Raw genomic sequence first — 21245 nt, forward strand, 5'->3', positions numbered from 1 at the left:
ATGAAGTCAGGCCCGGAGAGCTACGCTCGCAGGGCATGCACCGACCAAGACTTTGAAGGGGCCCAATCGGGCCCCTTTACCTTGTCGCTATCGCAATCAATTGCGCCGCCGCGACGCTCCGCCCTCTTGCCTTTGCCCGGACCAATCGCGATATTGCGCACAGTCCGGATCGTTGAAAGAAACCGCGATGTCCGCCGTTCGCCTTGCCGTTACCATGGTCAGCACCGCCATCGCCGTGAGCCGCCATCCGGTGGTGCGCGCCGGCGTGCAGGCCGTCGTCAACAATCCCAAGGCGCGCGAGACGGCGATCATCACGACGCGCAACGTCGCCTATAATGCCGGCGTCATCGCCCGGCATGTGCTGGGCCGGAACAAGCCCTGATCTCTTCCTGAACTGACAAGGCCATCGATGTCGCTCGACCTGAAGTCGCTCGTCCGTACGATCCCGGATTATCCCAAGAAGGGCATCCTGTTCCGGGACATCACCACGCTGATCGAGCATCCCGAGGGCTTTCGCGAGAGCGTCGAGCGCATTGCGGCTGCCTATCGGGGGCAGGGTGTGACCCATGTGGCGGGCATCGAGGCGCGCGGTTTCATCTTCGGAGCCGGTGTCGCCATTGCGCTGGGCGCGGGCTTCGTGCCGGTTCGCAAGAAGGGCAAGCTGCCGGGCGAAACCATCGGGCAGAATTATGCCCTCGAATATGGCGTCGATACGATCGAGATCCATGCCGATGTGGTGGGCGCCGGAGACCGTGTGCTGCTGGTCGATGACCTGATCGCCACCGGTGGCACCGCCATCGCCGCCGCCGGCCTGCTGCGCCGCACGGGCGCCGTCTGCGATGACGCTGCCTTCGTCATCGACCTGCCCGACATCGGCGGCGCCGCCAAGCTCAAGGCCGAGGGCGTGAAAGTCACCTCGCTGATGGCTTTCGAGGGTCACTGAGGGTCCAAACCCACCGGAGCGGCGGGGTGGCAGCATTCGCCCAATTCAACTGAGCGTCATTCCCACGCAAGCGGGAACCCCTGTTCTCGAATTGCCTACCATCCATTCCGGCCGTCGAGCGGCTCGATCTCGATCAATGACCAGTCCAGGTCGTCCACCAGGTTGAGGTTGACCTGGCAGGAGGTCATCTCCGGGATCGGCGCATCCTCACCGCCCCTGGGCGTGCCGTCGTCATTGTAAATGGCCGACCAGTCGATGCTCTCGCCCCAGGTATGCATGCCGCAGGTGCCGCAGAAGTGGTGCGAGCCGACCTTCGGGTCGGTGGAATAGTTGCGCTGATCGGCCGCCTGCAACACCTTGATATCGCGGATGGCGTAATAGGCCCAGACGGCGCCAGTGCGCTGGCAGAAAGTGCAGTTGCAGCGCGTGGCCTTGCGCGGGTGCTCGGGCAAGGCGATGCGGGTATTGCCACAATGGCAGGAGGCTATGACGGTCATCTTCCCGCTCCCTACCAGTTGCTGCGGCCGTCCATCTTCTCGACGGTCACGGCGCTCCAGTCGAGATCGTCCACGAGGTTGAGATTGACGCCATAGATACGCGCGGTCGGCATGGCATTGGCGTCGCCATTCTTCGGCGTGCCATCGGCATTGTACATCGATGCCCAGTCAGGACTGTCGCCCCAGGTGTGCATGCCGCAGGTGCCGCAGAAGTGGTGGATGTTGAGCCCGCTTTGCGAATAGGTCACGTCACGCTCCTTGGACAGGAACGTCAGTTCATCGGGCTTATAATAGGCCCAGACGGCGCCGGTGCGCTGGCAGAAACTGCAATTGCAGCTCTTGGCATGCGTCGGCTGCGCGGGCAGGGCGATCTTGGTCGCCCCACAATGGCAGGACAGGGTGACGGTCATGTCGGAACTCCTTCTGGCGATTGAACTCAGAATGAGCCGGTGAGCTGACAGCCTATGTCAGCACCATTCAGGCGGCCTGTACGACGTTTTGCGCGAGCGTGTCCTGGCTCTTGTCGACCAGGCAGAACTGGTTGCCCTCGGGGTCGCGCATCAGCGTATAGGTGGGCAGGACCCGATCGACGCTGGCGCCGGCATCCTTGAGACGGGAGACTTCGCTGGCACGGTCGGCCACTTCGACGTCGAAATGCACACGGTTGTTGTCGGGCCGCTGGCCATCGACATTCTGGAAGCAGATGGAAGGGCCGGGGCCATCGATCATGACCGTGGTCGGCCCTTCGGGCTCCAGCCCCAATGCCGCGCTGATGGCGTCGGTGACGCCGGTTTCGCGCACTGCATAGCCCTCGAGCAGTTCCGCCCAGAAGGGGGCGAGGACAGCCGGCTCGGCACAGTCAAAGACGATTTCGTGGATGGCTCCCATTTGGCCTGTCTCCTTGTCGTTTGCCAATTCGTTAACTGGCAATTGCGGCAAGAAAGGTGCGGGCCCGGCACCATGGCCGGACCCGCTGGAACAAGCGCTTCACTCGGCAGGCTGGGGCTGCAATCCAACCGGTCGACGCGCGTCGCCTGCCAGGGTGCGCTGGCCCAGAAGCACGGTCAGCAGGGCCAGGAAGGCGGCCGCCACGGAGACCCAGAAGCTGTTGAAGGGGCCAAAGCTGTCCACGACCCAGCCGGCGACGAAGGCGCCCAGCGCCATGCCGATGCCCATGCCCGTCATCACCCAGGTGACCCCCTCGGTCAGCATGGCTTCCGGCACACGCCGCTCGATGAGGCCGAAAGCCGTGATGAAGGTCGGGGAGATGGCGACGCCGCTGGCAAAAACCGCAAGGGCGAGCGCCGGTACAGTGGATACGAAGGGCAGGGGCAGGGCCGTCACGGCGAGAATAGCGACGGCAATGGCAAGCTGCCGCTGCAGGGGCAGGCGGATATTGAGCGCACCGACCACCAACCCGACGACAAAGGAGCCGACCGCATAAACGCCGATGACGAGACTGGCAGCGCCCGGTTCACCCAGCGCTTCCGTGATGGCGACGGCGCCGACCTCGGCGGTGGCGAAAATTGCGCCGACAAAGATCAGTGCCAGAGCAACGATCTGCACCGGACGCTGGCGGATGGCAGAGCCGGCGCTGGTCCTGGCAGTGGCTTTCGGCACCGGTTCAGTTTGCCGCTGGGCGATGAAGGCGAGGCCGCCGATCAGCAGCGCAAGCGTACTTGCCAGCATGCCGGCTTCGGGAAAGACGGCAATGCTGAGGCCGACCGAAAGGGAGGCGCCAGTGATATAGACGAGTTCATCGGCAGCCGATTCAAAGGCGAAGGCGGTGTTGAGTTCGGGCCGATCGCGGAACAGGGCGCTCCACCGGGCCCGGATCATGGCCGGGTAGCTGGGCAGCACAGCCGCGGCCAAGGCGCTGGCATAGAGGGTCCAGATCGGCCAGTCCTGGTTGGCCGCCAGCATCAGAAGGCCGAAGGCAGCAGCGGCAATCAGCGTCGCCGGCAGCAGCACTGGCGTCTGGCCGACGCGATCGACGAGGCGGGAAATCTGCGGCGCCAATAGCGCGTTGGTCAGGGCGTAGGTCGCCGACACGGCGCCAGCGAGCCAGTATTCGCCATGGGACTGGGACAGCATGGCGACAATGCCGATGGGCGCCATTGCCATGGGCATGCGAGCCAGAAAGCCGGCGGCGGCAAAGCCCTTGGCGCCTCGCTCCGCAAAAATTCTTGCATAGGGGTTGGTCATGTCAATGTCCTCGACATCTGATGATGCGCCACCTACATTTGCATACGTGGCGTATGTGAAAGAGGTAATCACATACGGTGCGTATGTCAATTAGCATACGTGACGTATGTGAATGGAAATGCGATGGTGTCGAGAACGCGTGGCGAGATGATCGCCGAAACCCGGGGCAAGTTGCTGGCTGCAGGCCGAAAAGCCTTCGCCGAAATCGGCTATGCAGAGGCGTCGATGGACGACTTTACCGCCAAGGCGGGCCTGACGCGCGGCGCCCTTTATCACCACTTCGGTGACAAGAAGGGCTTGTTCGAAGCCGTGGTGGCCCAGATCGACAGCGAGATGACCGCCCGGCTGAAGCAACGCGCAGCCAAGGTTCCGACGCCTTGGGAAGGCTTTGTCGAGGAGGGTATCGGCTACATCGAAATGGCGCTGGAGCCGGAAATCCGGCGGGTGATTCTACGTGACGGGCCGGCCGTACTTGGCGATCCGGCGAGCTGGCCGACCGCCAATGGCTGCGTGACGGCGATGAAAGAGTCCCTGGAACGCCTCAAGTCCCTGGGCGTGGTTGACGATATCGATATCGAGGCGACGGCGCGGATGATCGTCGGCGCGTCCTGCTATGCCGCAACCTGGATCGCCAATGCCGACGAACCGGCGGAAACCGCGAAACGCGCCACTGCCGGCTATCGCCGGTTGGTCGAAGGTCTTCTTTGCAAGGATTGAACTCCATCTGTTGACGGCGGGGCGAGGGCCCCGGCCGAAGCCGGGGCCATGCCGGTCATGGGCTGCTGGTGGTGCGTCCCAGGAGCGCGTGCAGCGACGGCAGTGGGGCGCCATCCCGTTCGGTCGCCACTTTGCTTCTGGCTTCCACCTTGCGCTGCGGCAGGGGCTTGCCGTGGCGTGGGACCTGGTTGGTGTGCTTGACCGGTGCCGGACGCTGGAATTGATTTTTGGGCATGATTGTCCTTTCCCGCCCGGCATGCTGTTGCGCGGGCTGGCGAATGCAAAACGGTGCGCGACAGTAGCCGCGCGATGATGCGGTTTTGGATTGGACGCCGGGGCTGGGGGGAAAGCCGGAGAGGCCGATGGGGCCGTTCAGTGCACCTGTCTGCCAAACTCGTCGAACCCTGCAGCCAGCACAACCCGGTCACACGCGTGGCGTGGAACAAGTGTGGGGCGAGCGTCCGGTGCGAGTTTTCAGATCATTTGGGTGCGAGACCTCCGAAACAATGCGCGGATCATAGGCAATGAAAAAGGCCGGCGTCAACCGCCGGCCTTTCCATTTCGTTTGTTGCGCCGGATTTACGGCTCGAGCTTGCCGGTCTCGGGATGGTCTTCGGCGCTGATATTGGGCTCGTTGCGGGTCTTCCACAGCGAGTAGCCGACGCCCGCAGCCAGGATGCCGATGGTCAAGCCCAGCGAGATGGCGGTGGGGACGTGATAGCCGAAGGGCACCAGACAGATCTTGATACCGATCAGCACCAGGATGATCGCCAGCGACACCTGCAGGTAGCGGAAACGGTTCATTGCCGCCGCCAGAGCGAAGTAGAGCGCACGCAGGCCCAGGATGGCGAAGATGTTCGACGTGTAGACGATGAACGTGTCCTGGGTGACCGCGAAGACGGCCGGAACCGAGTCGACGGCAAAGATCAGGTCGACGATTTCGACCATGATCAGGGCCACGGCGAGCGGCGTCAGCCACACGACCATCTGGCCGGTGGTCGGATGCGGCTGGCGCACCGTGAAGCGGCGGCCATGCAGCTCCTTGGTGATGCGGAAGCGCTTGTTGAGGAACTGGAAGATCTTGTTGTCTTCGAGGCTGGGCTCCTCGTCATCCGTATGGCGGAACATGCGGATGCCGGTGAAGATCAGGAAGGCGCCGAAGAAGACGAGGATCCAGTTGAACTGGTAGACCAGCGCCGCGCCGACGCCGATCAGGATCGCGCGGAAGGCGATGACACCCAGAATGCCCCAGAACAGCACGCGGTGCTGGTAAAGGCGGGGAATGCCCAGGAAGCCGAATATGGTGGCTATGACGAACATGTTGTCCATGGCGAGGGACTGTTCGATCAGGTAGCCGGTGAAGAATTCGAGGCCTGACTGGGCGCCGCGGCTGAACCAGACCCAGGCGCCGAAGGCCATCGCAATACAGACATAGAAGCCGTAGAGCAGCAGGCTTTCCTTGGCTTCGATCTCGTGCTCATCCCGGTGGAGGATGCCGAGGTCGAAAACAAGCAAAGCGATCACGATCGTAATGAACGCGACCCAGAAATAGACGGGAGTACCGAGAAAATCGCCCGAAAGGGCGGCAAAAAGCGATTCCATCGCCGGACCTTCTCCATGTGATAGGTGGAGTAACTCCGACATCGCCATGGAGAGTCCATGACCAGAGGGGCCCGGCGTTACCCGCCTTAAATGCGCGAAATCGGGAAAAAGTTCAAGCCCGGCAGCGTACCCTTCCGTTCGCCTCACCCGGCCTGGCAGCAAGCCGTTGCCGGACATCGGAATTTGCGGGTAGCATCGGGCATAATGCGAAACCTGTTCATTCTACTGATGCTTGGCGCCACCTCCCCAGTCCTCGCCTGCAACCCCGCTCTGGTTGAACGACTGGACGCCCCGGTGCGGGACGATGCCGACACGGTGCTCGATGTTGCCGAAATTCAGTCGGTCGAAGGCGGCGAATGGAAGGTCTGGATGGGCGACGACGGGACGGCCGAAGAGATCGTCCGCATCGACTATGGCGAGATGGGGCGGCTCGAGACGCGCATGGTGCTCGACGGAGCGGCCGCCTATGGGGTGACGCAGACGCGGTATCACTACGCCGCGCCCATCTATGCCGAAGGCGCCGCGACCGTGCGGATCGAAACCGATATCTACGTTTTCTGCGACGCGGCGCTTGAGCTGCCGCCCGAGGATTTTGGCCTCAACGAGGACTATGCGGCGGCGGCGAAGTCGGCGGTTGCTGCCTTCGATGCGGCGGAAATCGCAGCCTATCTGCCGCCCGGCCTTTAGCGCGGATTGCAGAGCATGACGATGGCGTCAGCGGTCTCGAGCTGCAGGGCGGTGCCATAATTGACATCGTCGATGAGGCGGGCAGCCTGGATCGAAAGATTGGCGCGCAGGTTGCCGTCATTGAAGCCGACGCCATCCTGGTACGGGGTCACCGTGCCGGTGCCGGAGGCCGTGTCGCCCATGGTGCGTGAGGCCCAGCCATAGACATTGCCATAAAGGGTCAGAATGCCGACCCGGTTGGTGCTGGCGTCGCGGCAGCTCCAGTTGCCCTGATAGGCCTGGGCGAAAGCCGGCGTGGCGGACAGGGCGGTGAGGGCGAGGCAAAGGGCGAATCGGCGCATGGCAAGAGAGTGCCGACGCGCCGGGGCCGTTTCAAGAGCCGCGGCGGATCAGCTTTCCGAGAACAGGCACTCTGGTGAGTGCGAGCAACACTTTGAGCTTCAGCGGCATCCGATAGTCGCGCAGCTTGGAAAAGCCCACCAGCTCGGCGCGGTAGACCAGTTCACCGTGCTGGTTGACCGCCTCGAGGTGGTTGAACAGCAGACCCCAGCCGGGAATGGAATTGGATACACGCTTGCCGGTGACGACGAGCGTGTAGGAGACCGTGTCGCCGGGGCGCACCGGCGCCTTGAAATCCATGGAATTGACGCCGGGGGAGGGGCCCGAAACGCCGGGCTCCTTGCCTTCGCCGCGCAGGCGCTCCTCCTCGGCAAAGAGCGTGTCCACCATCTTGCGATGGCCGATGCTGACCGTGTGCCAACCCGAGGCGATGAGCCCGCCGAAATGGCTCTGTTTGGCCAGTTCGGGATCGGTGTGAAAATATTGCGGATCGTAGAGGCTGGCGAAGCGGATGATCTCCTCGGCCTCGAAGGTGTGCGAGCCGAGCGGAAAGGCTTCGTCCAGGGTGATGTCCTCGAACCAGCGGGTCATGCGGAGGCCTCCGGATGACGGCATTCCACCAGGTTTGCTAGCCGCATGGTCATCACCGGCTTCTGCTTCTGGTTGCGGATGTCGAAATCGAGCGTGACGATGCCCCATTGCGGATGGCTGCCGGAGCGGCGGAGGTCGGCAATGGTGACGGTGCCGCCGATCGTGTCGCCGACCATGACCGGCGCTTTCCACTTGAGGTCCCTGAAGCCGAGCCCGCCCGCCGAGGCCACCCTGGAAAGGAAGCTGTCCACCAGCATCTTCAGGCTCAACCCGCCCGTCTGCCAGCCGCTGGAGGCAAGGCCGCCCAGCAGGCTCGCCTTGGCGGCAGCCTCGTCGAGGTGAAACGGAAAGGGGTCGAACTCACGGGCAAAGGTGATGATCATCTCCTTCGATACCGTGGTCCGACCCAGGTGGATGACTTCGCCGATGGCGAGATCCTCGAAATGACGCCGATCTTGAGTGACAGGATTGGTCATTTACTTGCCCTATACGTCAACCGGTGTTTTGCCACGATATTGCTTCTGGAGCAAGCACGGGGGCAAGTCGCTTCACCCCACCCTCATTCCCGCCCCATCAAAGGGAGGGGACGTGGGCGGGGAGGGATAAAAGGGTGGGGGGCCAGCCGCCACTCAAGCGTAGCTTTCGTGGCCTCCTTCCCTTCAATCGCGCCACCGGCGCGATTGACCCTTCGGGACGGCTCGGAGATTGACATCTCCCCCAATCCGACCCAATTGGAGCCCAACAGTTTCCCGGAGATACCCATGGGCTTCAAGATGGGCATTGTCGGCCTGCCGAATGTCGGCAAGTCGACGCTTTTCAATGCGCTGACCCGCACCGCCGCCGCGCAGGCGGCGAACTTTCCCTTCTGCACCATCGAGCCCAATGTGGGCGAGGTGTCGGTGCCCGATGCGCGGCTGGAAAAGCTGGCCGCGATCGGCAAGTCCGCCCAGATCCTGCCGGCGCGCATGAGCTTCGTGGATATTGCGGGCCTCGTGAAGGGCGCCTCGCAGGGTGAAGGTCTGGGCAACCAGTTCCTCGCCAATATCCGCGAGACCGACGCCATCGCCTATGTGCTGCGCTGCTTCGAAGATCCCAACGTCATCCACGTCTCCAACCGCGTGGATCCCCTGGCCGATGCCGAAGTGGTCGAGACCGAGCTGATGCTGGCCGACCTCGAAAGCCTCGAAAAGCGCCGTGCCGGCGTCGAGAAGAAGGCCAAGGGCAATGACAAGGACGCCAAGCTCACGCTCGAGCTGATCGACCGCGCGCTGGTGCTGCTGCGCGACGGCAAGTCCGCCCGCTTCGTCAAGCGCGATCCGGAAGAAGAAAAAGCCTTCAACGAGCTGCAACTGCTGACCAGCAAGCCCGTGCTGTATGTCTGCAATGTCGACGAAGGCTCGGCTGCCACCGGCAACGCCCTGTCGGACAAGGTCGCCGACTATGCCAAGGCCCACGATGCCGGCATGGTCATCATCTCGGCCGAGATCGAAAGCCAGTTGGCACAGCTCTCGGACGAGGAGCAGGCCGAGTATCTGAGCTCGCTCGGCCTCGACCAGCCCGGCCTCAACCGGCTGATCCGCGCCGCCTATGACCTGCTGCACCTCCAGACCTACTTCACCGTGGGTCCCAAGGAAACCCGCGCCTGGACCATCCATCGCGGCGACCGGGCCCCGCAGGCCGCCGGCGTCATCCATACCGATTTCGAGCGTGGCTTCATCCGCGCCCAGACCATCGGCTACGACGATTTCGTCACCCTGGGTGGCGAAGTCGCGGCCAAGGAAGCGGGCAAGGCGCGCGACGAAGGCAAGGACTATGTCGTCAAGGACGGCGACGTCATGCTGTTCAAGTTCAACGTTTAGTCCCAGGCTTCCGCCAGGATATCAGAGAGCCGGTGCCTCCTCGGGCGCCGGCTCTTGCATTCCCGGTCAGTGCGGCCCGGCCGGCAACTCCTGGACCGTGCCGCAGGGACCGCCATCCATGTTGACCGCGATGTCCTGCTTCTCGCCGGCGAAACTGATCGCCTCGTACCAGTGGCTCATCTCCACCGTGCTGGCAGGCACGTAGTGGAAGATCAGCGAGCGGCGGAAACGGTCGGCGCTGGTATTGGGCGTCGAGCCGTGGATGACGCTGCCGTTGAAGAACAGGACGTCTCCCGCCTTGAGTTCCATCATCTGCGGTTCGAGGCCCGGCGGCGGTTCGACATGTTCGCTGGTGAAGAACAGCGCCGGGTCCGATGGCTCCGGGCAGGCAATGTCGAGACCTGACGTCTGGGGCACGCACATCATGCCGCCATTGCCGGCATCGGCATCGTCCACGGCAATCCAGGCGGCCATGCAGGTGCCCGGCTTCACGCGGAGATAGAAATTGTCCTGGTGCAGGTCCTGCCCGCGGGCGCCCGGCGGCTTGAAATAGAACATGGACTGGCAGGCATAGGGCTCTTCGCCCAGCAGGTCGGCAAGCACGGGTTCGAGCCGCGCGTCCAGCATGTATTGCCGCGACAGCCGGCCGACCGCCTTATCCTCGTGCTTGTGCGGGTGCATCATGCGCGGATAGCGCGCCAGCGGGTCATTGCCCGTGGGGCTGCCGCTGCGGATGTCGGACAGGCCGGGCACCGGGCCATTGCTGGCCTCGGCCATGAAGGCCTCGCGAATGGTTTCGATTTCAGCGGGCGATACGAGGCCCCGGATGGCGATGAAGCCATCGCGTTCAAATTGGCGCCGCTGCTCATTAGACAATGTGGTCATGGTGCTCCTCCTGGACGATGAGGCTAGCGGCGGAGCTGGCCCGGCACCATGGATTGGCCTGCCAATCGCATGTACTATCCGGCTATGCGCGATCCTGTCGAAACGCCCTACTCATCCACGGCGCCCTTGCTCACCGGACACTTCCGCGAGGCCCAGGGCTATCGGGCCTATCGTCCGAACGGTGTGGACGACTGGCTGCTGGTTCTGACGCTGTCCGGCGGCGGCCGCTTCGGCCATGAAGGCGGCGAGGTGACGACTGTGGCCGGGGTCTGGATGCTGTTGCCACCGGGCACGGCCCATGATTATCGGGTGGCAGACGGCGCTCCAGGCTGGGAGCTGCTCTGGGCGCACTTCCAGCCACGCGCCGATTGGCATGCACTTCTCGACTGGCCCATTCTGGGCGGAGCGCTGCGCGGCATGACGGGCAATGCGGATCTGTCCGACCAGTTCTTGCGGGTCCACCAGCACCTCATCAGCGGACGGCGACGGGCCGAGGCCCTGGCGATGAATGCCATGGAGACGCTGTTTCTGGCCTGTGACGAGCATCTGGCATCGGTCGCGGACACTATCGACCGGCGCGTCGAGCGTGCCATGCGGTTTGTGGAGACACACCTGGCCGAGCCGCTGAGCGTCGCCACGATCGCGGCGGAAGCCGGCCTTTCGCCGTCGCGCCTTGCGCATCTCTTCCGCGACGTCACCGGGCAAAGCCTGCAGGCCTTTGTGGAACAGCGGCGGATGGTCCGCGCGGCCGATCTCCTGCGCCGCACCAGTTTTCCGGTCAAGCGGGTTGCTGCCGAGGTCGGCTTTGAAAGCCCGTTCTACTTCTCGCGGCGGTTTGCCCGCTGGTCCGGCAAGAGCCCGGTGGCGTTCAGGCAAGGGGGCTAGTCTACGTGGTCAGCGAAGGAGACGTCATGCTGTTGAGGTTCAGCGTAAAGTCCCAGGCGTCCTCCGTTCTGCCCATACCTCCATCTGGCCTCCCTCCAAGAAAAGCCGAGGAGTAGACAGTGTTCACGAACGGTTCAAGAGACGCAGCCCGTCCATTCTCCTCTTCAAGGGAGGGGTTAGGTAGGGGCGGATCGTTTGGCGCCGGCTTTTGCCATTTCAGGCTGCCTTGGTAGTCCACGAGGTCGCCCCACCCGATCTGCCAGAGGTCGCGGTCCTCGATCATGACAAAGGTACCGATCAGGTTCTGCCGCAAGCGTTCCAGCGCGGCGCGGAAGAGGATCAGGTCGGGTTGCGCCTCGTCCTCCTCGTCGTCGCCGTCCAGCCGGGCCAGCACCTGCCCCAGGCGCCGGTAGACATGCACGAGCACCGCCTTTTGCGGCGCTTCGGACGGCGCCGTGACCCGATAATACCTCTCGCCCATGGCTCACCTCCTCCAAGGGAAGCTGCGCCAGCGTGGTTAAGCGGGTGATAGGGCAGGGATGGGGGAAAGTGCGGATCCGTGTCGGCCGGTAACGGCTGCACTGATATCGGTGAGCCCACTGCCCAGCGGTTTGCGAGGCTCGGGAGACATCGAAACGCTGCAACAGCCGCATGCCAAAGCTCCAGGTGCAAGCACCGGTCGCCACTACTTATCCCCGCCCCCGAAATCCTTCTGTATTCTTCGCCCATCCCCGTCATACACGCGGCCCCGACGCAGGGTCGGGCGGGGAGGATCGGATGGAGAGGGCGCTCTCCTGTAATGCGTCATTTCAAATGGCACGCGCCGGGCTTTAGTGGGATTAGGTGGGATTGGCCGAGCACAAGCGGTCAGAACGGCCCAAAACCGGGATTTTGCGGCCAAAGCCAACCGCGAAACAGAACACGGCGCCCGAGAGCGCCGCGCAAGTTCAAATGGCATTGGGCCTTCGTCAGCCGAACGCTCGCCTAGAGCTTCTGGCCGGCCCACACAACCCGGCCAGGAATGGTAAGCTTATCGAGCCTCTGGCTGTCGATCGTCTCCTTGGGATAGGCGGGATTGTGCGAGATCAGCTCAATAGTGCCGTCTGTTTTTCGGTTGACGAGCTTCACCAGGACGTCCCCATCTAGAACGATGACGTAGAAGCAGCCCGATCGGATGACCTGGTCGGGGCGCATGTCGACGAGCATGAGCGCCCCATCCTTGATGACCGGGTCCTGGCTGTCGCCGCGGCAGGTCACAAGCCCCACAAATTGCGGCGACAGGCCCATGTCGCGTAGCCACTCGGTTTTGAAGGCAAGGCGCTCTGTGACCTCCTCCGCCAGCGCTACGAGGCCGTGGCCAGCCGAAGCCTGAACACCGAGGCGCGGCACCAAGGTAAAGTCACGAGCCAGCTCGCCGACTTCCAGCGCGTCCCCAATCTGGGGGACGTCATCCGAGGTTCCATTGAGGAGCCAGTCCAGGGACACACCCGCGCCAGAACAAAGGCTAGCCATTCCGAAGAAGGAAGGGCGCGCCTTGCCATCACGCCACCGCGCCATCTGCTCATCGGAGACTCCAGCGACTTCGCCCGCGCGCAGCAAGGTGCCGTACGATTCGATAACCGATTTTAGGCGATCTCCGAATTCCGGCGTCCAGCCAAACTCGGTACTGGGAACCAACTTCCCACTTTCCATAGCCCTGCCAATCCCGACTTAAAGCTATGTTTTGCCAACTAAAATCGGCACGCACGCTTTCTGTCGACTTCTTCGTATCTGGGAACCACGTTTTAGCGTTGAATGACCACACAAAAGCGGTTACATTCGTGGCCACGTTCGTAATTCGCATTCGCAACAACCGGTCACTGCAAATGGCCGGCTGATACGGGGTTAGAGAATGACCAAGACGCCGCCGGTTGGTTGGAACCGGCACACCATCAAGGCCGCTATCGGCATTGCCGGGCTGACTATGGCAGCCATCGCGAAAGGCGCAGGGATAGAACCCTGGCAAGTGCGACATGGCCTAAGGGGCAATAACCGCACTGGGGCAGAAGCGATCGCGAAGGCACTTGGCCTCCCTTTCCGCACCCTCTTTCACGACAGCTACCTCAACGGCGGCGCTGACCTGGCGCAACCTATCCAGAAACAGGCTGGTCGCGCGAGTCAAAACGCGCGTGCTGCTGCTGACCGCGCGCAGAGGGCTAGCTGATGGTTAGGTCCATAGTTTCCTCGATCGCTGACAGAGCCACCCGCTGTCCCACATGGCTGGAGCGTGACGGCAACAGGCTTGTCGAGGTGCGCGGCTATTCCGTCGCAGCCAACCTGGCCTTTGGCATCCTTGCTGCCACCCTGATCCTCTCCCTCGCCGCCTTCATCCTGGTAAGCACCCCATGACCATCGAATTGACCACTGGCGCAGAGCGGCCGGGCGAAGACATTCGCGATATCGCTCTCAGCCTAATCGATGTGCCCGAGGGCCGGCGCGCACTTGACCCCGATTGGGTCGCCACGCTGGCAGCTGAGTTCAAGATTGCTCCCCAGCGAACGGCTATCGACCTCCTGCAGGTCGGAGAGCGCTATCAGCTTGTCACGGGCGGGCATCGTTTCGCCGCCAAAGTGCTCGCGGAGCATGTCAGCATACGCGCGGTCATCTGGCAGGCGCGAGACTTCGCACATCACGCCCAGATCAAGCTCGTCGAGATCGCCGAGAACTTCATGCGCCGCGAACTGTCGGTGCTTGACCGGGCCTTCGATGTCGCAGCCTGGCGCGATGTTTACGAGACCGTTCAAGGCGCGGTGAAGCGGGGCGGCGACCGCCGCAGCAAATCAAAGTTGCAACTTGCAACTTTGATCGACGACGACACGCTGCGTATGGTCAGCGAGCAGTTCGCAACCACCTTTACGGTCGAGGCCCAGCGCGCCCTCGGGCTTTCTCGGGACGCGGTCTTCCGCCTGCTCAAGATTGCCCGCATCGGCGAAGGCAACCGCCAGCGCATCAGCCTTCTGCCCATTGCCAACAACCAGTCTGAATTGCTGGCGCTGCAGGGCCACCCCGCTCCTCGGCAATCGGCGATTATCGATCGGCTGCTGGACGGCGCCGCGAGCGTTGCTGACGCCATCGCCATTATCGACGACAAGCCGCCAATGCCCGTCATGGCAAAGTGGGAAAAAGTCAGCGAGACATTTTCGCGGCTGCCCGCGTCCGACCAGGCGAACTTTTTCTCCCTCCACGAAGACGCGATCCTGCAATGGGTCGCGAGTCGGAAGGGCTGACGAAATGGCCCGCCGGGATGATCGCACCATGGACCTGCTTGCTTGGGAACCACCCCAGGTCGCGGCAGGCTATGCGCCGACCGTCGCGGGCCGGGGCTCGATCGACAGCCAGATCGCACGCCTCATCAGCCAAGCCCTGCGGGACGCAGCCGACGAGTGCGACGTGTCCCGCTCAGACGTGGCGGCGATGCTCTCGTACGACTTGGGGCGTCCCGTTTCCGAAGACATGCTCAACAAGTGGACCTCGGAGGCCGCGACCGGCCACCGCATTCCGCTCGATGCTTTTTGCTCCCTGGTGAAGGTCCTCAAGGCCAAGGAACTGCTGGGCTTCATCCCCAATTTGCTCGGCTATGTGGCCGTGCCGGAAAAGTACGCCGACATCATCGAAATGCACCTGATCGAAGAAAAGACGCGCGACCTCGACGCGCGCAAGCAAGCCCTTTCATCACGTTTAAAGGGGCGGTCATGAGCACCTGGATGACGGCCGCCGAGATTGCTGAAGCCAAGCTGCCCGGCATGCCGACAACGAAACGCGGTGTGGCAGTTAAGGCCCAGGCCGAAGGATGGGATCAGAACCCCGCATTGGCGCGCGCCCGCAAGGGTCGCGGTGGCGGATTCGAGTACGATGTCCGTATCCTGCCGACGCTGGCCCGGATGGCGCTCCTGCAACGTGAAATCACAGTTGGCGTGCCGGCTGTGACAGACCCCGCCGCGCCAGAGGGTGCGCCGGTCAACCTTTCCGACCGCGCCGCCAGGGAGCGCGACGCGCGGCTGGCCATCGTGGACCAGTTTGAGCGCTTCGCATCTGGCCTGCCGCGCCTTCGCCATATGGCTCATCTGCAGCTCTTCCAGGACAAGTACAATCTGCGCAGCCTGCGCGTCGAAAACTGGGTGCTGGAGCTGGTCCCAACCATTTCCAAACGGTCGCTGGACCGTTGGCGCCGTGAGGTCAAGGAAGGGACGATCAACAACCTGGCCGTCGATCGCTCCCTCGCCCGGAAGGGGACGGGTGTGCTGGACCAGGCCAATGACGGCAAGGTCCGCACCGCCATCCTCGCGCTCTTGGCGCAGAACGCTCACTATTCGGCGGGCCATATCCGAACTCAGCTCGAAAGCATGTTCGGCGCCACGGTCTGGGTTCCGTATACAGGCGCCCAGCCGGGCATGACCAAGGGCGTTCCGCTGCCACCGGTCCGGACCATCCAGAACTTCGTCAAAGCCCTCAAGGCCGACAACCAGGTAGTCCTGACCAAGCTCACCGATCCGGACCGCTATCGCAGCACAATGTTGCCCTCAGGCGTCGGTTCGCTGCGCCATATCTCGCAGCCCAATCAGCTTTGGCAGATCGATGCCTCGCCGATCGACGCGCTTTGCACCGATGGCCGGCACTCGATCTACGCTTGCATCGACATCTTTTCCCGCCGCGCCATTGTCCTCGTCTCGAAAACCCCGCGAGCTGCCGCTGTCGCGCTGCTGTTGCGCAAAGCGATCATGGCGTGGGGTGTGCCCGTCACGATCAAGACCGACAATGGCTCGGACTTTGTGGCGCGCGATACGCAGCGCCTGCTGCTGTCCCTCGGCATTGAGCAGGACGTCTCCGATGCCTACTCGCCTCAGCAGAAGGGCCACATCGAGCGTTTTATCCGCACCTTCCAGCACGATTTCGCGACCCTGCTGCCTGGATTCGTCGGCCACTCGGTGACCGACCGAAAAGCGATCGAGAACCGCAAGTCATTCTCCGCCCGGCTCGGCCAGACCGAGGCCGAAACTTTTGACGTGAAGTTCTCCGGCGCCCAAGTGCAGGGATACGCCGACAAGTGGGTCGCGACCATGTACGACCAGCGCGAGCACTATGGTCTTCAGGGCTTGTCGCCTGTCGAAAAGTGGAACACCGCAAACTACCAGCCGCGCATGGTTGACGTGCGCGCCCTGGACCTCCTGTTGATGCCGATCGCCGGCGGCAGCGGCGATGGCATCCGCACCACCACCAAGTTCGGCATCCGCGTCGGCAACAGGCACTATGCAACACCGCATATCCTGCCCGGTACAATGGTGTTGGTGCGGCAGGACCCCGAGGACCTCGGTCATGTCTTTGCCTTCGAGCCAGATGGCGGCCGCTACCTGGGCGAAGGCACTTGCCCCGAGGTGGCTGGGGTCAATCCTGCCGCATTTATGAAGGCCGTCCGCGCGGTCCAGGGCGAAACCCTTGCCGAGATTGCGAAGCCGCTCAAGCGCATGATGCGCGAGCTGGCCAAGGGGCCGACCCCCATCGAGCGCGCCCTGCAGATTTCGGCCCAGCAGGACCAGACCAATGTGGTTTCCCTTCCCCAGGCGGTCGAGGCGCAGACCACCCGTCAGATCGACGCGGCAATCGCGGCCATGGACACGCTTTCGGGGAACCGCCCGACCATCGCTCTGGATGATGCAACGCAGGCCGAGCATCGCCGCCTGATCGCCGCCTACGAGGCCGAGGAGGCGGCGCAAGAGGCGGAAGCATTCGAGGCGGTCCAAGCCCAGCAGGCTGCCTTCGAGGCCGACCGCGCGGCCGAGCTGGCAGCATCTCTGCCCGCGAATGTCGAGGCCATCGAGACAGAGAAGTCCCGATACCTGCGGGCCGTCCGGATCGACCGCGCCATCCATGCTGGCGAGGACGTCTCACCCTTCGATGCCATGTGGTTTGGCCAGTACCAGACCACTGCCGAATACCGCGGCCAGAAGGCCGTCCATGACGATTTCGGGGACATTTACCTGTCCTAAAAAGCGAAAGGCCCGGCTGGAACCCGGACCTTTCGGACTAACCGGCCGCGAGCGGCCACTGACAAGAGGCTAGAATATGTTGAACTTAAACCAAGTCAATCGCCCAGCACCGTTGAAGAACGTCGCGGCGTTTTCGACGCTGATGACCAAGGTGGTTGAGCGGCAGCGCCACCTGCCAGGCATGGCTTGCTTCTCGGGCTATTCCGGGTACGGCAAGAGCCGCTCTGCCGTGTATGGCGCCGGGAAGTACCGCGCCGCCTATGTCGAGCTTGAGCAGTACACTACGGCCAAGTCGATGATGCAGATGATCCTGGCAGAGCTAGGGATCAATCGGCCGAAAGGCTCGGTGCCCGAGCTGATCTCCCAAGCGATCGAGATCATGGCCGGGGACGTCTACCGGCCCCTCATTGTCGACGAGGCGCATTACATCGCCTCCAAGAAGTTCGTCGACGTGCTGCGGACCCTACACGACAAGTCGGGGGCGCCGGTCATCCTGATCGGTGAAGAGACGCTCCCCAAGCAGCTCGAGGCGTTCGAACGCGTCCACAATCGCATGCTGACCTGGGTGCAGGCGGTGCCGCTGGACGCCGAGGATTTTGCCATCCTGGCACGCACCGTCTGCCCGAGCATCAAAATCGCATCAGACTTGGCTGCCGCCATCCTGCAGGAGACCAGCGGCAATACCAGGCGGATCATCGTCAATTTTGACGAGGCCGAACAACGCGCCAAGCGCCTGGGCACCGAGTCGCTCGACCTCAAGGCATTCATGACGTTCGGTCCGATTATTGGCAACAAAGCGCCGTTGCCGAGGGCTTACTGATGAAACGCGGCGTTATCGAAATGGTCCAGGCGAGCCTCAAGGTACCCCGCGGCTTTGCGGGCTACTGGAAGATCATCCGCGAACTGGACGCTGTTGGTGCCTGGACCCTCACCATGGTGGAGGGCAAAAGCAATGTCGGCAGGGAAAGCATCCGCGACTTCGTCCGACGCCTGGTCAAAGGCAACTTCGCCGCGGCGGTAGGAACGCTACCCAACGCCTCCGGCAATGGCTCTCCGTCGACCGCATACCGCCTGGTCAAGCGACCGTTGTTGTGGCCTCGGCTGGACCGTAACGGCAAGGAATTGCCGGAGCCGCAATATGAGACGCTCTGGCGGGCCATGAAGATGCTGGGCACCTTCGACGCGGCCGAACTCTCCCGCCTGACTGAAACCGTTACCCAGCAGCGGGCCTACATCTACCTGCAGGCGCTGTTGGGCGCCGGCGTCATCGCCCAGATCAATCCGGGCAAGACGCGGCCTGCGAGCCGTTTCCGCCTGGTGAACAATGTTGGCTCCCTCGCTCCGATGGTGACGAAGGCTCAGATTGTCTTTGATCCCAATTCGGGAACGGTCCTGGGCGAACCTCAGATGGTCGAGGTGTCGCAATGAAACCCGGCCCTAAGAGCGGCACCGGTGCCGCGAGCAATGGTGACAACCGTACCTTTATCGACAAGGCGACGGCCGCGTGGGGTGAATTGCCCGACTGGGTTGCCGAGCTTGCCCAGGCGACCGACCAGTTTGGCCAGAAGAAGGTGGCCGAGCTGCTGGGGTATTCCAGCACCCTGGTCTCCCAAGTGCTTAACGCCAAGTATGGCGGGGACATGCTGGGGGTCGAGCAACGCGTCCGCGGCGCCCTGATGGGCCTCATGGTCGAGTGCCCAGTTCTAGGAGACATCGACCGCAACCGCTGCCTGCAGGAACAGCAGGAGCCCTTTCGCGCCACTTCGGCCTTCCGCGCCCAGATCTATCACGCCTGCCGGAACGGCTGCCCCAACGCTCGCCCCAAAGGAGGCAATTAGTATGTTGAACGAAGAACCCGTCTCCCGCCGCCTCAAGGTCGTCGAAGGCTGGGTGCGCGGCATGATGGCTGGGACGTATCCGGCCACCGACCGCACCTTCAAGACCATGGCATCGGTCTTGGGCGAGTGTTCCGCCGATGTCGAACAGCTCGAGATCGAGACCGGCACTGCCGAGGTCACCACCCAGCTCAAAAAGGCCGGCGGCAATGTCGTCATGCTCAAGGCAGTGCTCGACGGCGTCAACGCCAGGAAGAAGCAGTCCGCTTCGACGCCAGCTGCAACCACGATTTAATGGAGATTTAGATGACCCATCAGTCCACCTTTACCCCCGCGCCGGTCCCCACCGGCATCATCGACCATGCTGGCCAGCAGTTCATGGCCGATCCGCGCGGCGCCCTCGTGCCGGTGACCATCATCAAGCCGGCCGACAAGCTGCAGGATGAGAAGGTCCGCGAAATCATGGGCTGGGCCATCGGGCTTTCTGAGCAGGTTTCCCGGTTCAAGGTCCACACCATGGAGGATTTGGCCAAACTCGACGGTCTGCTGGAGCAGGAATACGGCCTCGTCAAGCGCGGCAACAAGGGCAAAGGCAACCGGACCTATATGACCGTCGACGGCCTGTTCAAGGTCAGCGTGTCCGTTGCCGACAGCATCGACTTCGGTCCCGAGCTGCAGGTGGCCAAAGCGCTGCTCGACGAGTGCATGAATGAGTGGGCGGCAGACGCCCGCCCGGAAATCCAGGCGATCATCACCCGCGCCTTCAACACCGACAAAGAAGGCAAGATCAACCGCTCGGAGATCTTCACTCTGCTGCGCCTCGCCATCGAGGACGAGCGCTGGCAGCGGGCCATGACGGCCATCCGCGATGCCATGCGCGTTGTCGGAAGGAAAGAATATGTCCGCTTCGGCATGCGCTCGTCGCCGGAGGCCGAATGGTCATCGATCAGCATCGATCTGGCCCAGGCGTAGGGTCATGGCCAGCGCATTGGGTGCGACTAGCGAGCGGCAGCCCGCCTGGAGCGGAAACTTTTTCGTCGTCGATCAACTGCTCGAGGCCGAGAACAATGCCGTACGGGCTGGCCTGCTCCTCCGGCTGCCAGACGCCGTTGTCGCGAGCAAGGTCGTGCAAATGCAGGCCGCCTGCCGCGAGGTTGGGTTTGAGTTAGGCAGCGACTTTCTCGACGTCCGGCTCGCTCACCAGAGCGCCATGAGGGACCGGCAGGGAAACCTGCCGAGCCCCATCGTCGAGCAGCTCGAATACTGGCGCCGCGGCATGGTCGCGATTGCTGAGGCCCGACCATGAGCGAGCGCATCGTCGTCACGATCCGTGCCGAGCTGCAGTACGGCTCATCCCGCGTCCAGGAAGTGAACCGGCAGATTACCGCCACGACTGACGAGGCGGCGGAGGAAATTCGCGCTGTCGTCACCGAGGGCCTGCGACAAATCAACGTCAAATTGAAGGAACTGATCCGATGACCATCATCGCAGCCATCAATGTCGCCAAGCGAGGTCTCGCTATGGAAGAGCAGGACTATCGGTCGCTGCTCGAGCGCGTGACCGGGAAAACCTCCCTCCGCGAGATGAACGGGCCGGAGCATGTCCGCGTCCTAGACGAGCTGCGCGCGAAGGGTGCCCCCAAGCTCATAGTCAAGGGCAAGGAACTCGCCGGTCCATACGCCAAGAAACTCCAGGCTCTTTGGATCGCCGGCTGGAACCTTGGCGTGATCCACAATCGCACTGACGCTGCCATGCTGGCCTTCATCAAGGGGCAGACCGGCATCGATCACACCCGGTTCCTTCGTGATGCCGCCGATGCTCGAAAGGCCGTCGAGGCGCTCAAGAGCTGGGTCGCCCGCGAAGGTGGCGTCGTCTGGGGCACGTCGCGCGGCTACGACTGGCTCACCAATGACGCGGGCAAGGTCGCTTGGGCGCAGTGGATTAAGCTGGAGCCAGGGGCAGAGCTTCATCCCGACGACAAGGGTTTCCGGCGCGAAGTGATCCGACTGGTCGATGGCTATCCGGGTCAGCCACTTGAGACATTGAAGCCGGCCGAGTGGCGTTTGGTCATGAACGCCCTGGGTGAGCGCATCCGCGCCAGGGCCGGTGCGTGATGGCCGCTCGCTCTCGACAGTGGGACGACGCGCCTGGCTACCCTGACCGGCGCCCGATCCTTG

31 protein-coding genes are annotated in these 21245 nt (G+C 63.0%); 19 read left to right on the top strand and 12 right to left on the bottom strand.

Translation table 11 applies throughout. From position 1 onward, the window contains the following. Positions 1–187: 187 nt before the first annotated feature. On the top strand, positions 188–382 hold the full coding sequence (locus JEQ47_RS01395) for a hypothetical protein (RefSeq protein ID WP_198874601.1): 195 nt from the start codon (positions 188–190) through the stop codon (positions 380–382). Positions 383–409: 27 nt separating this feature from the next. After that, complete coding sequence (locus tag JEQ47_RS01400; protein WP_198874602.1) at positions 410–943, top strand: adenine phosphoribosyltransferase; 534 nt, start codon at positions 410–412, stop codon at positions 941–943. 95 nt (positions 944–1038) lie between these two features. Here the strand turns inward: JEQ47_RS01400 and JEQ47_RS01405 are convergent, their stop codons facing one another. The 4 genes from JEQ47_RS01405 to JEQ47_RS01420 all read right to left on the bottom strand — a co-directional run bounded on the left by JEQ47_RS01405 (position 1039) and on the right by JEQ47_RS01420 (position 3645). Further along, positions 1039–1440: a GFA family protein gene (locus JEQ47_RS01405; protein WP_198874603.1), complete on the bottom strand. Its 402-nt coding sequence runs from the start codon at positions 1438–1440 to the stop codon at positions 1039–1041. An 11-nt stretch (positions 1441–1451) separates the two neighbouring features. Next, positions 1452–1850 carry a GFA family protein gene (locus JEQ47_RS01410; protein WP_198874604.1) on the bottom strand — a complete coding sequence of 133 codons (399 nt, stop codon included), beginning with the start codon at positions 1848–1850 and terminating at the stop codon, positions 1452–1454. Positions 1851–1917: 67 nt separating this feature from the next. Beyond that, positions 1918–2328, bottom strand: a complete 411-nt coding sequence (locus JEQ47_RS01415; RefSeq protein WP_198874605.1) for a VOC family protein — start codon at positions 2326–2328, stop codon at positions 1918–1920. Between the two features lie 99 nt (positions 2329–2427). Beyond that, positions 2428–3645: an MFS transporter gene (locus JEQ47_RS01420; protein WP_198874606.1), complete on the bottom strand. Its 1218-nt coding sequence runs from the start codon at positions 3643–3645 to the stop codon at positions 2428–2430. Positions 3646–3771: 126 nt separating this feature from the next. Here JEQ47_RS01420 and JEQ47_RS01425 point away from each other — a divergent pair, with 126 nt between their 5' ends. Then, the gene (locus JEQ47_RS01425) at positions 3772–4362 is read left to right on the top strand and encodes a TetR/AcrR family transcriptional regulator (protein WP_198874607.1); all 591 of its coding nucleotides are present in this window, start codon (positions 3772–3774) and stop codon (positions 4360–4362) included. A gap of 55 nt (positions 4363–4417) precedes the next feature. On the opposite strand, the gene JEQ47_RS01430 is transcribed toward JEQ47_RS01425, so the two are convergent. Further along, the gene (locus JEQ47_RS01430) at positions 4418–4597 is read right to left on the bottom strand and encodes a hypothetical protein (protein ID WP_198874608.1); all 180 of its coding nucleotides are present in this window, start codon (positions 4595–4597) and stop codon (positions 4418–4420) included. Between the two features lie 344 nt (positions 4598–4941). Further along, positions 4942–5964, bottom strand: coding sequence for a TerC family protein (locus tag JEQ47_RS01435; protein ID WP_198874609.1), 1023 nt, complete (start codon positions 5962–5964; stop codon positions 4942–4944). A 204-nt stretch (positions 5965–6168) separates the two neighbouring features. Between JEQ47_RS01435 and JEQ47_RS01440 the strand changes: the two genes are divergently transcribed. Then, positions 6169–6651 carry a hypothetical protein gene (locus JEQ47_RS01440; protein WP_198874610.1) on the top strand — a complete coding sequence of 161 codons (483 nt, stop codon included), beginning with the start codon at positions 6169–6171 and terminating at the stop codon, positions 6649–6651. Here JEQ47_RS01440 and JEQ47_RS01445 read toward each other — a convergent pair. The 3 genes from JEQ47_RS01445 to JEQ47_RS01455 are packed head-to-tail and all read right to left on the bottom strand — an operon-like array spanning position 6648 to position 8057. Next, complete coding sequence (locus JEQ47_RS01445) at positions 6648–6992, bottom strand: hypothetical protein (protein ID WP_198874611.1); 345 nt, start codon at positions 6990–6992, stop codon at positions 6648–6650. The genes JEQ47_RS01440 and JEQ47_RS01445 overlap by 4 nt on opposite strands. A gap of 31 nt (positions 6993–7023) precedes the next feature. Beyond that, the gene (locus JEQ47_RS01450; RefSeq protein ID WP_198874612.1) at positions 7024–7581 is read right to left on the bottom strand and encodes a MaoC family dehydratase; all 558 of its coding nucleotides are present in this window, start codon (positions 7579–7581) and stop codon (positions 7024–7026) included. Continuing rightward, positions 7578–8057, bottom strand: coding sequence for a MaoC family dehydratase (locus JEQ47_RS01455; RefSeq protein ID WP_198874613.1), 480 nt, complete (start codon positions 8055–8057; stop codon positions 7578–7580). Before JEQ47_RS01455 ends, JEQ47_RS01450 begins: the two co-directional genes overlap by 4 nt. Positions 8058–8342: 285 nt before the next feature. On the opposite strand from JEQ47_RS01455, the gene ychF reads away from it, so the two are divergent. Next, entirely contained in the window at positions 8343–9440 is a 1098-nt protein-coding gene (gene ychF, locus JEQ47_RS01460; protein WP_198874614.1) for a redox-regulated ATPase YchF, read from the top strand. A gap of 66 nt (positions 9441–9506) precedes the next feature. On the opposite strand, the gene JEQ47_RS01465 is transcribed toward ychF, so the two are convergent. Continuing rightward, positions 9507–10325: a phytanoyl-CoA dioxygenase family protein gene (locus JEQ47_RS01465; RefSeq protein ID WP_198874615.1), complete on the bottom strand. Its 819-nt coding sequence runs from the start codon at positions 10323–10325 to the stop codon at positions 9507–9509. A gap of 48 nt (positions 10326–10373) precedes the next feature. On the opposite strand from JEQ47_RS01465, the gene JEQ47_RS01470 reads away from it, so the two are divergent. Continuing rightward, positions 10374–11210 (top strand): helix-turn-helix domain-containing protein, encoded by an 837-nt coding sequence (locus JEQ47_RS01470; RefSeq protein ID WP_198874616.1) that lies wholly within the window; start codon positions 10374–10376, stop codon positions 11208–11210. Between the two features lies 1 nt (position 11211). Here the strand turns inward: JEQ47_RS01470 and JEQ47_RS01475 are convergent, their stop codons facing one another. Both JEQ47_RS01475 and JEQ47_RS01480 read right to left on the bottom strand, forming a co-directional pair. Continuing rightward, positions 11212–11691: a hypothetical protein gene (locus JEQ47_RS01475; protein WP_198874617.1), complete on the bottom strand. Its 480-nt coding sequence runs from the start codon at positions 11689–11691 to the stop codon at positions 11212–11214. Positions 11692–12194: 503 nt separating this feature from the next. Next, positions 12195–12887: an XRE family transcriptional regulator gene (locus JEQ47_RS01480; RefSeq protein WP_198874618.1), complete on the bottom strand. Its 693-nt coding sequence runs from the start codon at positions 12885–12887 to the stop codon at positions 12195–12197. Positions 12888–13101: 214 nt separating this feature from the next. Between JEQ47_RS01480 and JEQ47_RS01485 the strand changes: the two genes are divergently transcribed. The 13 genes from JEQ47_RS01485 (at position 13102) to JEQ47_RS01545 (ending at position 21182) form a co-directional block, all read left to right on the top strand. Then, positions 13102–13413, top strand: a complete 312-nt coding sequence (locus JEQ47_RS01485) for a helix-turn-helix domain-containing protein (RefSeq protein WP_198874619.1) — start codon at positions 13102–13104, stop codon at positions 13411–13413. Further along, positions 13413–13598 (top strand): hypothetical protein, encoded by a 186-nt coding sequence (locus JEQ47_RS01490; RefSeq protein WP_198874620.1) that lies wholly within the window; start codon positions 13413–13415, stop codon positions 13596–13598. The genes JEQ47_RS01485 and JEQ47_RS01490 overlap by 1 nt, the downstream gene beginning before the upstream one ends. Beyond that, positions 13595–14476, top strand: a complete 882-nt coding sequence (locus JEQ47_RS01495) for a ParB N-terminal domain-containing protein (RefSeq protein WP_198874621.1) — start codon at positions 13595–13597, stop codon at positions 14474–14476. The genes JEQ47_RS01490 and JEQ47_RS01495 overlap by 4 nt, the downstream gene beginning before the upstream one ends. Positions 14477–14504: 28 nt before the next feature. Next, entirely contained in the window at positions 14505–14945 is a 441-nt protein-coding gene (locus tag JEQ47_RS01500; RefSeq protein ID WP_236020615.1) for a hypothetical protein, read from the top strand. Beyond that, positions 14942–17233, top strand: a complete 2292-nt coding sequence (locus tag JEQ47_RS01505) for a DDE-type integrase/transposase/recombinase (RefSeq protein ID WP_198874623.1) — start codon at positions 14942–14944, stop codon at positions 17231–17233. The genes JEQ47_RS01500 and JEQ47_RS01505 overlap by 4 nt, the downstream gene beginning before the upstream one ends. A 112-nt stretch (positions 17234–17345) precedes the next feature. After that, entirely contained in the window at positions 17346–18053 is a 708-nt protein-coding gene (locus tag JEQ47_RS01510) for an AAA family ATPase (protein ID WP_236020616.1), read from the top strand. Beyond that, on the top strand, positions 18053–18661 hold the full coding sequence (locus JEQ47_RS01515; protein ID WP_198874625.1) for a hypothetical protein: 609 nt from the start codon (positions 18053–18055) through the stop codon (positions 18659–18661). Before JEQ47_RS01510 ends, JEQ47_RS01515 begins: the two co-directional genes overlap by 1 nt. Beyond that, positions 18658–19071 carry a transcriptional regulator gene (locus JEQ47_RS01520; protein ID WP_211201580.1) on the top strand — a complete coding sequence of 138 codons (414 nt, stop codon included), beginning with the start codon at positions 18658–18660 and terminating at the stop codon, positions 19069–19071. The genes JEQ47_RS01515 and JEQ47_RS01520 overlap by 4 nt, the downstream gene beginning before the upstream one ends. 1 nt (position 19072) lies before the next feature. After that, on the top strand, positions 19073–19363 hold the full coding sequence (locus tag JEQ47_RS01525) for a hypothetical protein (RefSeq protein ID WP_198874626.1): 291 nt from the start codon (positions 19073–19075) through the stop codon (positions 19361–19363). Positions 19364–19374: 11 nt separating this feature from the next. Continuing rightward, positions 19375–20040 carry a DUF3164 family protein gene (locus JEQ47_RS01530; protein ID WP_198874627.1) on the top strand — a complete coding sequence of 222 codons (666 nt, stop codon included), beginning with the start codon at positions 19375–19377 and terminating at the stop codon, positions 20038–20040. Between the two features lie 4 nt (positions 20041–20044). Further along, a complete protein-coding gene (locus JEQ47_RS01535) occupies positions 20045–20374 on the top strand; it encodes a hypothetical protein (protein WP_198874628.1) in 330 nt (109 codons plus the stop codon). Continuing rightward, positions 20371–20547 carry a hypothetical protein gene (locus JEQ47_RS01540; protein WP_198874629.1) on the top strand — a complete coding sequence of 59 codons (177 nt, stop codon included), beginning with the start codon at positions 20371–20373 and terminating at the stop codon, positions 20545–20547. The genes JEQ47_RS01535 and JEQ47_RS01540 overlap by 4 nt, the downstream gene beginning before the upstream one ends. Beyond that, complete coding sequence (locus tag JEQ47_RS01545) at positions 20544–21182, top strand: regulatory protein GemA (protein ID WP_198874630.1); 639 nt, start codon at positions 20544–20546, stop codon at positions 21180–21182. The genes JEQ47_RS01540 and JEQ47_RS01545 overlap by 4 nt, the downstream gene beginning before the upstream one ends. The last annotated feature ends 63 nt before the right edge of the window (positions 21183–21245 follow it).

Source organism: Devosia sediminis (genome assembly GCF_016411825.1).
In the GTDB taxonomy this organism is placed as follows: Bacteria; Pseudomonadota; Alphaproteobacteria; order Rhizobiales; family Devosiaceae; genus Devosia; species Devosia sediminis.

Bases quoted from the DNA above. Each gene is read 5' to 3' on its own strand.
- JEQ47_RS01395 (WP_198874601.1), top strand. From the start codon at position 188: ATGTCCGCCGTTCGCCTTGCCGTTACCATGGTCAGCACCGCCATCGCC.
- JEQ47_RS01400 (WP_198874602.1), top strand. From the start codon at position 410: ATGTCGCTCGACCTGAAGTCGCTCGTCCGTACGATCCCGGATTATCCC.
- JEQ47_RS01405 (WP_198874603.1), bottom strand. From the start codon at position 1,440: ATGACCGTCATAGCCTCCTGCCATTGTGGCAATACCCGCATCGCCTTG.
- JEQ47_RS01410 (WP_198874604.1), bottom strand. From the start codon at position 1,850: ATGACCGTCACCCTGTCCTGCCATTGTGGGGCGACCAAGATCGCCCTG.
- JEQ47_RS01415 (WP_198874605.1), bottom strand. From the start codon at position 2,328: ATGGGAGCCATCCACGAAATCGTCTTTGACTGTGCCGAGCCGGCTGTC.
- JEQ47_RS01420 (WP_198874606.1), bottom strand. From the start codon at position 3,645: ATGACCAACCCCTATGCAAGAATTTTTGCGGAGCGAGGCGCCAAGGGC.
- JEQ47_RS01430 (WP_198874608.1), bottom strand. From the start codon at position 4,597: ATGCCCAAAAATCAATTCCAGCGTCCGGCACCGGTCAAGCACACCAAC.
- JEQ47_RS01435 (WP_198874609.1), bottom strand. From the start codon at position 5,964: ATGGAATCGCTTTTTGCCGCCCTTTCGGGCGATTTTCTCGGTACTCCC.
- JEQ47_RS01440 (WP_198874610.1), top strand. From the start codon at position 6,169: ATGCGAAACCTGTTCATTCTACTGATGCTTGGCGCCACCTCCCCAGTC.
- JEQ47_RS01445 (WP_198874611.1), bottom strand. From the start codon at position 6,992: ATGCGCCGATTCGCCCTTTGCCTCGCCCTCACCGCCCTGTCCGCCACG.
- JEQ47_RS01450 (WP_198874612.1), bottom strand. From the start codon at position 7,581: ATGACCCGCTGGTTCGAGGACATCACCCTGGACGAAGCCTTTCCGCTC.
- JEQ47_RS01455 (WP_198874613.1), bottom strand. From the start codon at position 8,057: ATGACCAATCCTGTCACTCAAGATCGGCGTCATTTCGAGGATCTCGCC.
- ychF (WP_198874614.1), top strand. From the start codon at position 8,343: ATGGGCTTCAAGATGGGCATTGTCGGCCTGCCGAATGTCGGCAAGTCG.
- JEQ47_RS01465 (WP_198874615.1), bottom strand. From the start codon at position 10,325: ATGACCACATTGTCTAATGAGCAGCGGCGCCAATTTGAACGCGATGGC.
- JEQ47_RS01470 (WP_198874616.1), top strand. From the start codon at position 10,374: ATGGATTGGCCTGCCAATCGCATGTACTATCCGGCTATGCGCGATCCT.
- JEQ47_RS01475 (WP_198874617.1), bottom strand. From the start codon at position 11,691: ATGGGCGAGAGGTATTATCGGGTCACGGCGCCGTCCGAAGCGCCGCAA.
- JEQ47_RS01485 (WP_198874619.1), top strand. From the start codon at position 13,102: ATGACCAAGACGCCGCCGGTTGGTTGGAACCGGCACACCATCAAGGCC.
- JEQ47_RS01490 (WP_198874620.1), top strand. From the start codon at position 13,413: ATGGTTAGGTCCATAGTTTCCTCGATCGCTGACAGAGCCACCCGCTGT.
- JEQ47_RS01495 (WP_198874621.1), top strand. From the start codon at position 13,595: ATGACCATCGAATTGACCACTGGCGCAGAGCGGCCGGGCGAAGACATT.
- JEQ47_RS01500 (WP_236020615.1), top strand. From the start codon at position 14,505: ATGGACCTGCTTGCTTGGGAACCACCCCAGGTCGCGGCAGGCTATGCG.
- JEQ47_RS01505 (WP_198874623.1), top strand. From the start codon at position 14,942: ATGAGCACCTGGATGACGGCCGCCGAGATTGCTGAAGCCAAGCTGCCC.
- JEQ47_RS01515 (WP_198874625.1), top strand. From the start codon at position 18,053: ATGAAACGCGGCGTTATCGAAATGGTCCAGGCGAGCCTCAAGGTACCC.
- JEQ47_RS01520 (WP_211201580.1), top strand. From the start codon at position 18,658: ATGAAACCCGGCCCTAAGAGCGGCACCGGTGCCGCGAGCAATGGTGAC.
- JEQ47_RS01525 (WP_198874626.1), top strand. From the start codon at position 19,073: ATGTTGAACGAAGAACCCGTCTCCCGCCGCCTCAAGGTCGTCGAAGGC.
- JEQ47_RS01530 (WP_198874627.1), top strand. From the start codon at position 19,375: ATGACCCATCAGTCCACCTTTACCCCCGCGCCGGTCCCCACCGGCATC.
- JEQ47_RS01535 (WP_198874628.1), top strand. From the start codon at position 20,045: ATGGCCAGCGCATTGGGTGCGACTAGCGAGCGGCAGCCCGCCTGGAGC.
- JEQ47_RS01540 (WP_198874629.1), top strand. From the start codon at position 20,371: ATGAGCGAGCGCATCGTCGTCACGATCCGTGCCGAGCTGCAGTACGGC.
- JEQ47_RS01545 (WP_198874630.1), top strand. From the start codon at position 20,544: ATGACCATCATCGCAGCCATCAATGTCGCCAAGCGAGGTCTCGCTATG.